The sequence below is a fragment of the Marinomonas sp. 63XJN7_9_ISO-PGPR-S23-217 genome, assembly GCF_056173515.1.
The window spans coordinates 137808-151131 of record NZ_CM149678.1; the positions used below are offsets into that span (position 1 = coordinate 137808).

13 protein-coding genes are annotated in these 13324 nt (G+C 44.4%); 9 read left to right on the plus strand and 4 right to left on the minus strand.

The window, feature by feature from the left end:
- The first annotated feature begins 18 nt into the window (after positions 1–18).
- Positions 19–1236, plus strand: a complete 1218-nt coding sequence (locus AC0VYI_RS00595; RefSeq protein ID WP_475446572.1) for a multidrug effflux MFS transporter — start codon at positions 19–21, stop codon at positions 1234–1236.
- 198 nt (positions 1237–1434) lie between these two features.
- On the opposite strand, the gene AC0VYI_RS00600 is transcribed toward AC0VYI_RS00595, so the two are convergent.
- Positions 1435–2343, minus strand: coding sequence for a LysR family transcriptional regulator (locus AC0VYI_RS00600; RefSeq protein ID WP_475446574.1), 909 nt, complete (start codon positions 2341–2343; stop codon positions 1435–1437).
- Between the two features lie 101 nt (positions 2344–2444).
- Between AC0VYI_RS00600 and AC0VYI_RS00605 the strand changes: the two genes are divergently transcribed.
- Entirely contained in the window at positions 2445–2660 is a 216-nt protein-coding gene (locus AC0VYI_RS00605; RefSeq protein ID WP_199475654.1) for a DUF2798 domain-containing protein, read from the plus strand.
- A 193-nt stretch (positions 2661–2853) separates the two neighbouring features.
- Here the strand turns inward: AC0VYI_RS00605 and AC0VYI_RS00610 are convergent, their stop codons facing one another.
- Positions 2854–3324 carry a MarR family winged helix-turn-helix transcriptional regulator gene (locus AC0VYI_RS00610; protein ID WP_475446576.1) on the minus strand — a complete coding sequence of 157 codons (471 nt, stop codon included), beginning with the start codon at positions 3322–3324 and terminating at the stop codon, positions 2854–2856.
- Between the two features lie 72 nt (positions 3325–3396).
- On the opposite strand from AC0VYI_RS00610, the gene AC0VYI_RS00615 reads away from it, so the two are divergent.
- A complete protein-coding gene (locus AC0VYI_RS00615; RefSeq protein WP_475430400.1) occupies positions 3397–3849 on the plus strand; it encodes a carboxymuconolactone decarboxylase family protein in 453 nt (150 codons plus the stop codon).
- Positions 3850–3960: 111 nt separating this feature from the next.
- On the opposite strand, the gene srmL is transcribed toward AC0VYI_RS00615, so the two are convergent.
- Together srmL and AC0VYI_RS00625 are read right to left on the minus strand one after the other, a co-directional pair.
- The gene (srmL, locus tag AC0VYI_RS00620) at positions 3961–5115 is read right to left on the minus strand and encodes a PheS-related mystery ligase SrmL (protein ID WP_475446577.1); all 1155 of its coding nucleotides are present in this window, start codon (positions 5113–5115) and stop codon (positions 3961–3963) included.
- A gap of 262 nt (positions 5116–5377) precedes the next feature.
- Positions 5378–6028, minus strand: coding sequence for a pyridoxamine 5'-phosphate oxidase family protein (locus AC0VYI_RS00625; protein WP_475446579.1), 651 nt, complete (start codon positions 6026–6028; stop codon positions 5378–5380).
- A 106-nt stretch (positions 6029–6134) separates the two neighbouring features.
- On the opposite strand from AC0VYI_RS00625, the gene pdxR reads away from it, so the two are divergent.
- The 6 genes from pdxR (at position 6135) to cyoE (ending at position 13324) form a co-directional block, all read left to right on the plus strand.
- A complete protein-coding gene (pdxR, locus tag AC0VYI_RS00630; protein WP_475446581.1) occupies positions 6135–7670 on the plus strand; it encodes a MocR-like pyridoxine biosynthesis transcription factor PdxR in 1536 nt (511 codons plus the stop codon).
- 732 nt (positions 7671–8402) lie between these two features.
- Positions 8403–9434, plus strand: a complete 1032-nt coding sequence (gene cyoA, locus AC0VYI_RS00635) for a ubiquinol oxidase subunit II (protein WP_475446583.1) — start codon at positions 8403–8405, stop codon at positions 9432–9434.
- Positions 9434–11419, plus strand: coding sequence for a cytochrome o ubiquinol oxidase subunit I (gene cyoB / locus AC0VYI_RS00640; RefSeq protein ID WP_233407620.1), 1986 nt, complete (start codon positions 9434–9436; stop codon positions 11417–11419). The genes cyoA and cyoB overlap by 1 nt, the downstream gene beginning before the upstream one ends.
- 2 nt (positions 11420–11421) lie before the next feature.
- Positions 11422–12033: a cytochrome o ubiquinol oxidase subunit III gene (gene cyoC, locus AC0VYI_RS00645; RefSeq protein WP_199475647.1), complete on the plus strand. Its 612-nt coding sequence runs from the start codon at positions 11422–11424 to the stop codon at positions 12031–12033.
- Positions 12034–12363 carry a cytochrome o ubiquinol oxidase subunit IV gene (gene cyoD, locus AC0VYI_RS00650; RefSeq protein WP_199475646.1) on the plus strand — a complete coding sequence of 110 codons (330 nt, stop codon included), beginning with the start codon at positions 12034–12036 and terminating at the stop codon, positions 12361–12363.
- A gap of 67 nt (positions 12364–12430) precedes the next feature.
- The gene (gene cyoE, locus AC0VYI_RS00655; protein ID WP_199475645.1) at positions 12431–13324 is read left to right on the plus strand and encodes a heme o synthase; all 894 of its coding nucleotides are present in this window, start codon (positions 12431–12433) and stop codon (positions 13322–13324) included.

Genomic DNA, 13324 nt, shown 5'->3' on the forward strand with positions numbered 1-13324 from the left:
TGCTAAAGGTTTTAATAAATGAATGATAGATACTCAGCAAATCAACGTATAAAAAGACTTATTATGCTGATTACTATTCTAGGGCAAGCATCGATTGCCTTGTATCTACCTGCCCTGCCCGTCATCAGTCAAAATTTAGCTATTGATGCTTTTCAGTCAAAACTTACTGTGACGAGCTTTCTGCTTGGTTTTGGTGTGTCTCCTATGTTTTTCGGCCCTATCTCCGATTATATTGGCAGAAAACCCATTTTATTAGCATCGTTGACTTTAGCATTAATCGGTTTTTTAGGTAATAGCATAAGTAAAACCATAGACGTGTTTATCTTATGTCGTGTTCTGGAAGGCTTAGGATGCGGTGGACTATTAACGAGTGGGCGTTCTATTGCTAGAGATGTTTTCTCTGGAAAAGAACTAGCAAGTGCATCATCCTATTTGTCCATGGGGTTTGCTTTAGGTTTTGGTTTAAGCCCTGTTATTGGCGGTGTGTTAGTCCATCATTTGGATTGGAAAGTTATTTTTTATGTGTTAGCTGCTTTTGATCTTATGTTGATACTAGTGTGTACCTTTTATCTTCCTGAAACCAAAAGTCGGGAAGAGTCTAATAAAAGTGGTCGAATGATAAATATATTGCATGACTATCGATCTGCATTATTTAATCATTTTTTTATGTTGAATGTATTGGGTGGTTTTTGTGCCTATTGTATTATAGTGTTATATAACATAGTGACCCCCTTTCTTATTCAAGGTGACTTTGGTTTTTCATCCAGCCAGTATGGTTATCTTGCTGTATTAATAGGTGTTCCTTATTTTATAGCTGCATCCATCAATAAAACACTGCTCATGAAAACGAGTGTCTATTTTTCCTGCTTAATTGGTGGCGGGATGATTACCTTATCTGGTTTTGTAATGTTCGTCTTAACGACGGTTTATACACCCAATATTTATGTTTTAATCATTAGCTTTATGGTGGCAACGTTTGGTCAAGCTTTAATCTTTAGTAACACCATCGCGATGGCTCTACAATTGTTCCCAGCAAGGTCGGCGGGTCGAATAAGTGCATTCTTTAGTAGCTTTCAGATGCTTCTTGTCAGTATCGTCTCTGTTGGTTTTGCTATGCTGTCAGATAAGAGCGTGACTTCACTGGCCATTGTCATATCTGCATTGGGTGCCGGTGCGTTAATTTGTATTTTTGCTTCTGAAAAAGCAGGTAAAGTGAGTAAAACGGTGGTTAATTGAGCCAATAGCTCAGAGCCGTTGATATTTTGTATGATGGCCTCGATGATGGATAAAAGGACGGGCATATTATCTCTGTTAAAATAGCCATAGCCCCGTGAAATAAGGACCAAGAGGATGAAACTGGCTTTGATTAAAAATCAATGACACGGGCCCTACTTCCATTCCTTCGACTATCTGGTTGACATTGAAAACGGCTGACTAAGGTGTTGGGTGAAACCAAGTTTGCTTTTCAAGGAATGACATTAACTCATCTTTAAATAACGAGGCTCTGGCTGATAAGCTACGTCGATAAGGCCACACTAAATAAATCTCCCTGTCTTGCCCTCGCCATTCTGGCAATACTCGAATTAGCTCTCCCTTTTTTAGGTCAGTATTGACAATACTCATTGGAATTAACGAAATACCTGCCCCTGCCCCTGCCCCTGCCCCTGCCTTGGTCAGGTTGAGTGTGATGTTCATATCGTTGCTGATGTGCTGATGGTCTTTATTCAGCGCATGCCTTTCCCCTGCACTATTGATTAACGGCCAATCGGAGAACATTTGCGAGGCGATACTCGGTGCATTTTTCAACTCTTCGATAGAATGAGGCAGAGGATGCGGCATGTTGGGAGAAGCAACTAGGATGGGTTCGATGTGTCCCAGCCGCTTTTGTATCAATGAGGAGTTTGGCTGTGGACCAGAGCGCAGGGCGATGTCTGCGCGGGTACTGATTATGTCTTGCAGAGTATTGCTTAATTCTATGTCCAGTCTGATATCTGGATACAGTTGGATAAACCCTTGCCAAAATGCGTCCAGTGGTCCACTGCCTAGATTCACTGGTGCTAAAACCTTTAAATCCCCTTGTAAGCTGTTCAGGGTTTGATCAAGGTTAGAAATCCGTTGGTCTAGGGCATCAACAAACTCAGCACATTCTTGATAGTAAGCTTCTCCTGTTGGCGTGAGTGTGAGCCCTTTTGTTGAACGATGTAATAACTTGCAGCCAAGTTTTTGTTCAAGGGCACTGATACGACGGGACACAGTGGCGATGGTCATATCAAGATGCTGTGCCGCCGCCGTGAGGCTATTTTTATTAGCAGCGGTGATAAAAATCTTTAAGTCGTCTAACATTTGCATATTTGTAAAATGAATTATTAAATTTAGCTATATATTACACATATAGATGCTTGCTAGTCTTGTTTCAAAGAAAATTTAACGATAGGAGTGTTTATATGAAGCACAGAATTATTTTTGCTGTTCTTATGTCGTTTACCTTGTCACTGATTATGTCAGCGTGGATCACTTACGTGAACATCGGCATGCATCCGGATTTTGTTCGTTTTTGGATGAATGCTTGGGCGTTAGCTTGGCCAGCCGCTGGCATCATCTCCTTTATCGCAGGGCCTTTTCTGCACAGCTTGGCGTATAAAATTGCCAACAAGATATAAAAAACGCAGGGGAATACATCTTGGATCAATGGGGGATGCTTATAAGTCAGCCAGTGCCATAAATTCCAGATAAAACATAATGGGTTGTGTTCTCCATTGCATCCCCCAAGTTCCTACGCATTTCAGATCAATGAATCCAGAGTCATTGGTGTTTTCTCCTATAACCTGTTTTTGAATCTCCCCAGTATTCTGTTTATGTATTTTGGGCGGTTGTGACAAGCCAGTGTCGGATGATGGCTTCTTCGTCTTTGGTAAAGCCTTTTAATAAATCCGCTTCGGCTAATGCCACAGCTGTTTTGCACTTGCTTAGAAGTGTCTTGCCTGAGTCAGTGATGTCAATGACTTGAATTCGACCATGTTCTTGGTGTGGACGTCGGGTCACTAGGCCGGCTTTGTCTAAATTTTTCACGATCACGCTCATGGTTTGCGGTGTGAGCAGTGACAATCTTGCCAGATCTGCCCCCGAGGCACCTGGGTAGGCATCAAGCATAGTGAGTACTGAAAACTGAGGTAGGGTGATGTCATATTCCGTTAGCGCTTTTTCCATACGTATTTTATGGCTTCCATGTGCCTGTCTTAGTAAATAGCCAATATGACCTTCTACGCCACGTTTGCCTTCGCCAACGTCTGGAATGCGGCTATGAGATGGTTTCTTCTTGCTCATAATGTAAGAACTCTGATATCTTTTATAATGTTCGAGTTCTTATATTAATGTTTGTGAGGGAGAAAGTGAATCATGAAAGAAGCATCCGTTTACTTTGATTATGTAAGTTATGAAAAATCTACACCCGCTGTGGTGGCGGCGTTAAAAGCCCTTGGGAAGGCAATTGATGATTCAGGTTTAGATAAAGCGCTCACAGAGGTTGTGAAAATTCGTGTCTCGCAAATGAACAACTGCGCTTTCTGCCTACAGCTGCATTTTTCTTTTGGTCGTAAAGTGGGGTTGTCTCAAGAAAAGATGGAGTCCGTATCCAAATGGCGAGAGGTTGATCTCTTTTCAGATCGAGAGCGTGCAGCGTTAGATTGGTCCGAGGCGTTAACCTTGATGGCCCAACAAAAAGTGCCTAGTACATCCTATGACGAATTAGTGAAACAATTTACTGAATCAGAAATTGCTTTTTTAACAGCGGCCATCGGTAATATTAACGCTTGGAACCGCATCGCTGGCGGGTTGAAGTTCCCTGTTTAATAGCAGGGCCTTTTCTGCACAGTTTGGCGTATAAAATTGCCAACAAGATATAAAAAGCACAGGGAATATATCTCTGTGCTTTTTGAGTTGTCGTGCCTTTTTCAAAAAGAGTTAGATGGCTAAATGCGTCTGGCTGCCCTCGTTAAGCGCTAAATACACGTTATTGCGGATTTCATTGGCTAACGCGGTGGGCAGGCTTTGGCTAGGATGACGAAGCACTAAGCGTAGTAAGAGATTGTCTTGGTGTTCGGCTATGCCAAGCCTTGCGATGGCGACTGGTGGCAGCGCGTGATAGGGCGTTCGTGAGATAAGTCGAATGTCTTCTAACCACTCGGCTTGTTCTTCCAGTGCTAAGCGCACTTTATCACCAATGATGTCCATATCGATATGTTGATCGACAACGAGAGAGAGGTCTCGTTCTGTTATGGGTTGTCGAGAGACTGGCTGCCAAGGTGAGAGGGTTTGCATTTGTGTTTGCACTCTAGGCTCTGGGTCACGTAATAGGCGAATGTCAGGGATGCCCTTACGTAGCATAAGTACTCTATCCAATCCCAACCCCATAGCAAGGCCCGTATAGTGTTCGCTAGACCAGCCATTTCGATCAAGTAAGGCGGGATCTATGTTGCCACACTCGCCTATTTCGACAAGTTCACCTTGATCGATGGTGCCTTGTTCAATGGCATCCAGCTGCACACCGTTTTGGGTATACGGATGTGGTGAGGTGGAAATTTCCACTTTATGGTTGGGTAATAAGGTGCCCATTAATGCGGCAATACTGTCACGCAAAATCTGTTCGTCACTGGCTTGGCTTTTCGGCAGAACAATCCAGATATCCAGTTGGTGGGGCTCGGCACTGTGCCAGCGATCAATGCAGTCGCGACGATAGACAAGGCCATGACTTAATAATCCAAGTGACTCTGGACGATAATGGCGCCAGCTGCTTAACCAGGTGGGAACGGCGCTAGAGGTTTGCGTTCGTAGCATTAAATCTTTATTGACATAACGGCTATAGCGACTGTCTCTGGAGGCGCCATCGTCGGGATAGCCAAGGGCGTCATAGTTTTCGTAAACGGGCACGATGGGGTTGGCGTTTAGCCTTTGAATGTAACAAGACCACAGGGATTGGATGGCGGTTTCGGCCTCGCTGATGAGCTGTTGCATGGCATGAATGCCTTGCTTTGGGTTGGTTAGGTCGCGTAGGTAGAGTGCCTTAAGGAGTTGTTCGTGGGTGAGATATTCGTAGGTTAAATCGTTGTTAGTAGACATGGTTATGCTCCATAAATCCAAGATAAAAAGTGAAAGTCGTCTTTTTTGGATTCCTCCGAGTCGGGACTCGGAGAGAGCTTGTCTATGAAAGGTTATTTCAAGTAGAACAAAGCCGCCGGGTCCAGTGTAGGGACTCGGAGGCGGATAAATCGATGCGTGCGTGCGAGTAAATAAGTCATGATTTTGATCCTAGCAGGTTGTCTTTTACAGAACAAGACACGCTTGAAGCGATTGCCTTGTTCCTAGATGTCATAGATAAGATCTAAACCGCGTTTGGCGCTGTTGGTTCTGAGTAATCTTCTTGTTGAAGCGGATCTTGTTCTGCTTTTCCCCACTGTCTTTCCAATGGCAGTACACCTGCCCATACTGGCCAGTCGTTATCGGCAGGGTCGTCAACGGGAGGTTCAGCGCGCATTTTGACGGAAGCTTCGTCGATTTTGATTCGAACCACGCCCGTGGCTTTGATTTCCTGTTCGTTCACTGGGCGTAGCGTTTCCCAGCGGCCAGGGCTGACTTTGTCTAAGAAGAGTTTGAACTGGCGAACTTTTTCTTCTTGCTCCTCAATACGTTCTGGTACACCAAATAAGGTGACGGAACGATAATTTACCGAATGATGCATGGCAGAACGTGCCAATACCAAACCATCCAATAGACTGACGTTAATGCAAACTTTTTCGGGCTCATCGATTGGCCCTTTGACGTTGCGTGCTTTGGAATGGGCGTGCCAGTAGAAATAATCGCCCTCTCGCCAATGACTGGTGGGCGTAACGAAGACTTGGCCGTCTTTGGTTTGTCCTACATGACACATTAACGCCGCATCGATAATGTCCAGGGCTAGGTCTTTATCGTAGGAGGCGCGGTTTGGGCCGCGCTTTACTCTGCTTAATGACGTTTCTGTGAGTGACTGGCTCATGAATTCTCTCCTTGTATCTTGTTAGATGGCTAGCTATAACAAGACTTTAGAGAAATCTGGCTTTAATAAAAATAGCCAGAATGAAGATAAATAAGCAGGCCAGATTATGAAGCACGCGGTAGCCAGTTTGCGTTTCTCTTTGAGTGAGGACGCGCCTTATTACCAACAATTGATTGAGCAAATCCAGCAAGGCATTGCATCTGGGCAATTATCTGTAAACGATAAGTTGCCTTCGTCGCGGGCCTTGGCATTGTCCTTGGGGGTGTCTCGGAGTACGACGTCCAGAGCCTATGAACAGCTCATTGCCGAAGGGATTCTCGTGAGTGAGCAAAAGCGTGGTGTATTTGTTGCGGCGACGATTAATAGCATAGCAGCACAATCGGTCAAAGCTACGTCGCCCATTGAATTAGATAAGATGACCAATGAGGAAAAGACTGTCGAACAAGCGTGGCTAGCCTTTGACTCTGGGGCGGATGTGTCTGTCTTTCCGAGTAAAGAGTGGGCCGCTAGTATGCGCCGCAGCTGGTTAAAACCGGATTGGAGGGTATTAAATGGCGATTATGAATCTGGTTTTCCGGCGCTGAAAGAGGCGATCAGGGACTACCTTTATCAAGTTCGGGGTTTGCAATGTAATTCTGAGCAAGTGTTCTTGACAGCGGGTAATCGCGATGCTTTGTTACAGCTGCAACATGTTTTCGTCAATGTTGCGAAAAAAGCCAAATGGTGGGTTGAAGATCCCACTTATTTGCCGATAATCGAGACACTTTCACAACAAGGAAACGTTGGTCTTCTGCCCATGGACGATGACGGCACCCGTTTGCAACCTGCAGACGATTCTAGCTTCTCTCCAAATAATGTCGCAGTACTGACCCCCGGCCGACAGTATCCTTTAGGTATAACAATGAGCTCGCCAAGACGGCAAGAGTGGATTCAGCGTTTACAAGACCCCTCTTCTTCTTGGTGGCTAGTAGAAGATGATTATGACAATGAGTTTGTTTATCAGGGGCGAAGTAATGTACCGCTCATGCAAACCGCGAGTTTACATGGAGCAGTAAAGGAGCGTTTGTTTTTTATTGGTAGCTTTTCCAAAGTGCTTTTTCGTGGCTTGCGCTTGGGCTTTATTATCGCTCCCTTGAAACATGTCAAACAATTGGCAAGGAGCCAGAAGCTGTTGGGTTCTTCCGTGTCTTTGCCCATACAACCTGCGGTAGCGGATTTTATGATTCAGGGGAGCTTTGGTCGACATATGAATCGCATGCGTCGTTACTATCGCTTAAAGCGAGATGCCTTGCTGGCACTGTTGGAAGCGTGTCTTGTCCCATGGTTTGTTTGGCAACGGCCGAGTGGTGGCATGCATATTTTGCTTGAATTGGCGCCGTGTTGGTTTGAAGAGCCGCATGGCCTTATCGAACCGATAGACGAAGACAGCGTTAAGGGCCTGAAACAACCGTTGTGGGATAAAGTCATCGCGGCGAGGATGAAAGAGCAAGGTTTTCTGTTGTCTACCTTGTCAAATTATTTTTCTAGAAAGCCTAGTCGACAAGGGTTTGTTCTTGGGTTTAGCAGCACACCAGAAGACGTTATGCGCGTTTTGGTGCAAGCATTGGCTGAGGTGTGTAGAGAAATCTGCCCTAAAAGATAGGCACATTAGAGTGTAAATAAAATGTGGATTTGTGTTTTATAAAAAGGATTTTTGAAAAAAAATCGTGAAGAAAGTGGTCTCAAACGCTACACTGGGGTTTGTGTCGAGGGTATTTTTTGTTATATTCCGCCCAACAAATACAAATACAAGTGTCAGCTGACAGTTTACATTGTTTATACAGCGGCCTATTTATGGATTTATAGCAATTGTTTGGAAAAAAAAGTGAACAAATGTAGCACCCTATTCTCTAAAAAAGAGTCTCTTACTAAGCAAATGGCCGTTCATTTGTTGGGGACTTTTACGTGCTCTTTTTTTACGTTTTATTTAGTGTCTGATGCTTCCACTTTATCGTATCTCATTGTTCCTCCAACCCAAATTTTAGAAACGTTGCTGGTTGCCAGCAGCGTTTCTGTTCTCGTTATATTGGTTGGATACTTGTTGACATTAACAAGTATCAACTTTGCTCGTTGTCAAATGACCACCTTATTGGACTGTTCTCCTGTTCGATTCATTGTGAATGATCCGCAGGAAGCTAGGTGTAGAGCTATCTCTTTCAGATTTAGGTGATCCAGTAACACGATTACCTCGTTAATAAGAACTAACGAGGTAATGGTGTTTTAGTGCTGTCCGCAGTGCTCGGAACATCTTTGCTGAAATGCCGGTAATGTACCGGTTTTTTCGTTCTGCTTCTTGATGGGCAAGTTGCAGTGTTGTGAACCTCAGGGTTAGAGGATGATTCTCTTGTTAACTCGTATCCTAAGTAAAATCGCTTTGGCGATAACAGTGGCGTTACTCGCTGGTTGTCAGGGTGGCGTGCTTGATCCTAAAGGGCAAGTCGGTATTGAAGAGAAGCAACTTATTATTGTTGCGACTGTTCTTATGCTGCTTGTTGTAATCCCTGTGATCTTTATGACACTTTATTTCGCTTGGAAATATCGTGAAGGTCGCAATGAGATTTACGAACCAAAATGGTCGCACTCTACAAAAATTGAAACTATTGTTTGGGCGATTCCTATTATCATTGTCATTATTCTTGGCGTGATTACGTGGAAATCTACTCATGCATTAGATCCTTATAAGCCGTTGAAGTCGGATAAAGAGCATATCAATGTTCAAGTGGTTTCTTTGAACTGGAAATGGTTGTTCATCTATCCCGATCTTGGCATTGCAACTGTTAACGAAGTGGCTTTCCCCGCTGACGTTCCCGTTGCTTTCAATATTTCTTCTGATGGCATCATGAACTCTTTCTTCATTCCTCAATTGGGTAGCCAAATCTACGCAATGGCGGGCATGGTGACGAAAGTTCACTTGATCGCCAATGAGCCTGGCACATTTAAAGGTTTTTCATCCAACTTTAGTGGGCCTGGGTTTACAGGTATGAAGTTCAAGGCGATTGCGACGCCAAACGAAGCGGACTTTGATAAATGGGTTGCCAAAGTAAAAGCATCGGGTAATGCGTTAACGTCTGCCTCTTTTGCTGAACTTGCTAAAGACTCTGAAAATCACCCTGTTGAGTACTTCGGTACTGTTAAACCCGGTCTTTTCAACGATATTGTGATGAAGTTTATGAAAGACTATGGCCGTGTAGAGATTCTTAAGGGCGGTCCATTCGATTCTAAGATGATGCAGGAAATGGATAAGTTGAATCAAAACGGTTCAATGGGTCACGATTCTATGTCTATGGATCACGGCAGCGTGGATCATAATAAGATGAAGATGGGTCAAGAATCATCTGACAAGATGAATACGGAGGCTGACAAATAATGTCTATTCTAGGCAAATTATCTTTACATTCCATACCATACGATGTGCCTATTCTTGTGGGCACATTCTGCGGCGTTGTCGTATTAGCTTCTATTGTTATTGGCTTAATTACGTACTACAAAAAATGGGGTGTTCTGTGGAACGATTGGTTTACATCAATCGACCATAAACGATTAGGCATCATGTATATTGTGCTGGCCTTGGTCATGCTGTTACGTGGCTTCGCCGATGCGATGATGATGCGTTTACAGTTGGCTTTCGCAACCGATGGCGGCACAGGCTACTTACCACCGCACCACTACGATCAGATCTTTACGGCTCACGGCGTTATCATGATCATCTTTATGGCGATGCCATTTATGATTGGTTTGATGAACATTGTTCTGCCGTTACAGATTGGTGCGCGCGATGTTGCCTTCCCATTCATGAATAACCTGAGTTTCTGGTTAACAGTGGGTGGTGCTATCCTGATTAACATTTCTTTGTTTATTGGGGAGTTCGCAAAAACAGGTTGGGTAGCCTATCCACCATTGGCGGGCTTGAAGTTCAGTCCGGACGTGGGGGTCGATTACTATATCTGGGCCTTGCAGATATCCGGTATAGGGACAACTTTAACCGCAGTTAACTTCTTAGCAACTGTGTTCAAAATGCGTGCCCCTGGCATGAAGTTGATGGACATGCCAATCTTTACTTGGACTTGTACTTGGGCAAACATCCTGATTGCGTTGTCTTTCCCAATTTTGACCGCTGTATTGGCCATGTTGACACTTGACCGTTACCTAGACTTCCACTTCTTTACGATTGCTGGTGGTGGTAACTCAATGATGTATATCAACCTGTTCTGGGCTTGGGGTCACCCTGAAGTGTACATTCTTGTCCTGCCTGCGTTTGGTATCTTCTCTGAAGTCGTATCAACCTTTACGGGTAAACGTCTGTTTGGCTACAAATCTATGGTTTGGGCGACTGCATCGATTTCCGTTTTAGGTTTCATCGTATGGTTGCACCACTTCTTTACCATGGGGTCAAGCGCCAACGTTAACGCCTTCTTTGGTGTTGCGACAATGATCATTGCCATCCCAACAGGTGTTAAGTTGTTTAACTGGCTGTTTACTATGTATCGTGGTCGTCTTCGCATCACAGTGCCGGTTATGTGGACACTTGGTTTTATGGTGACCTTCACCATCGGTGGTATGACAGGTGTATTGCTTGCTGTTCCTGGTGCAGACTACGTATTGCATAACAGCTTATTCTTGATTGCCCACTTCCATAACACCATTATTGGTGGTGCGGTCTTTGGCTACTTGGCTGGTTTTGCGTTCTGGTTCCCGAAAGCAATGGGTTTCCATCTTAATGTTAAGTTGGGTAAAGCGGCTTTCTGGTGTTGGTTGATTGGTTTCTTCTTAGCCTTTATGCCTCTTTACGTATTGGGCTTCTTGGGAATGACACGCCGTCTAAACCATACCAATAACCCACAGTGGGATATGTGGTTATACATCGCTCTGATTGGTGCATTTGTCATCATGGCAGGTATTGCTTGTCAGTTGCTACAGTTGTACGTGAGCTTCCGTGACCGCAAACAGAACCTAGATACAACGGGTGACCCATGGAATGGTCATACTCTTGAGTGGTCGACTGCGTCTCCACCGCAAGTATACAACTTTGCTGAGATCCCAACGGTTTACGATATTGATGCGTTTACCGATATGAAGGAAAAAGGCACAGCGTATGTTCGTAAAGACAGCTATGCACCAATCCATATGCCTAAGAATACGAAGGCTGGTATGGCGATTGCGGGCAGTGTGACCATCATGGGCTTTGCTCTTATCTGGCACATTTGGTGGTTAGCGGCTTTGGGTCTATTGGGAGGATTTATTTCTCTTGTCGCTCGTGCTTATACCTCTGATGTGGATTATTACATTCAGCCTGATGAGGTCTTGCGTACTGAGACGGCACATTTAGACAGTAACAACGTGGCTAAGGGGTAATCATGAGTACGACACATATGAATGCACATGTCGCTCACGATGAGCATCACGATCATCACCCAGCACCACATAATGTGTTTGGTTTTTGGTTGTACTTAATGACGGACTGTTTGTTGTTCGCATCCGTCTTTGCCACTTATGCTGTGCTCTTTATGAACACAGCGGGTGGTGTATCGAGTAAAGATATTTTTGAGTTGGACTTTGTCCTCGTCGAAACCGCAGCGCTGCTTATTTCAAGTATCACTTACGGTTTCGCGATGGTGTGCGCTCATAACCGCAATAGAGCTGGTACCTTGCTATGGTTGTTCGTGACCTTTGCATTTGGTGCTGTGTTCATTTGCATGGAATTATATGAGTTCCACCATCTGATTGAGGCAGGAAATGGCCCTCAAAGAAGTGCGTTTCTGACTGCCTTCTTTACCCTTGTGGGTACTCACGGCTTGCACGTGACAGCGGGCTTGATCTGGATGGCTATTTTGATAGTTGAGCTTTTGAAGTCAGGTTTTGGTAGCCGTACGGTTACTCGCCTAAGCTGCTTAAGCTTATTCTGGCACTTCCTAGATGTTGTCTGGATTTGTGTTTTTACCTTCGTTTACCTGATGGGAGCAGTATAAATGAGTAATCATTCTTCTGATTCGCATTCAACCAGCGGTCACGGTAGTGTTAAGTCTTATCTGATTGGTTTTGTACTGTCTGTTATTCTGACAGGCGTTCCATTCTGGATGGTGATGACCCATACTTTTGCGAATGGGCCAACTTATATCACTATCATAATCTTAGCTGTTATTCAGATTTTGGTTCATATGAAGTACTTCTTACATTTGAACTTTTCTGAAGAAGGTAAGTGGGACACATACGCAATTATGTTTGCTGCGGTGATTATCATAATGGTGGTGGGATTATCCACATGGCTAATGTACGCCGCCAATGCGATGATGATGTAAGTGAACGTGATGAGTATGCGGACTTCTTTCATTATAAGTGATGCGCGTCCGGTGGGAGTTCATAAAGATGTTTAAGCGTTATCTTCAGGTGACTAAGCCTGGCATCATTATGGGCAACCTCATCTCTGTTGCGGGGGGCTTCTTTTTAGCCTCTCGTGGCGAGATTGACTGGACTCTGATGCTCGCGACAGTGATTGGATTATCGCTGGTGGTGGCTTCTGGCTGCGCTATGAACAACTACATTGACCGAGACATTGACGCCAAAATGCAGCGTACACGTAATCGTGTCACTGTTACGGGTGAAATGTCTGGTAAAGCGGCTTTCTTCCATTCATTGGTGATTGGCATAATCGGCTTTGGCTTATTGGCTTACTTTACCAATTGGGTGGCTGTGTTTTTTGCCGGTTTTGGCTACTTTGTGTATGTCGTTCTGTACACCATGTATTTCAAACGCAATTCTGTCTATGGCACCTTTATTGGTAGCTTATCCGGTGCGGTTCCGCCAGTGGTTGGCTATTGTGCTGCCTCAGGTCAGTTTGATGCCGGTGCAGCCATTTTGTTAGCGATGTTTTCTATCTGGCAAATGCCACATTCTTATGCCATTGCTATTTTTCGCTACAAGGACTATGCGGCTGCGAATATTCCGGTGTTGCCCGTTGCTGAAGGTATTTCCAAAGCGAAGCGACACATTGTGCTGCACATTGCAGCCTTTGCTATTGTTTCTGCTTTATTACCTTTAACTGGCTACGTTGGTATCGGTTTTATGGTGGTGGCGCTTGCGACTAGTTTGTGGTGGCTTGGTATGGCGCTTAAGGGTTATCGCAAGGATATTGATATTAATGGATGGGCACGTCAGGTGTTTTTCTTTTCCATTTTTACGGTAACGGCTTTAAGTATCACAATGTCAGTGGACTTTAGAACTTTGCCAACTGACTTTTTGGTTTTTGCGTCAGCGCACTAA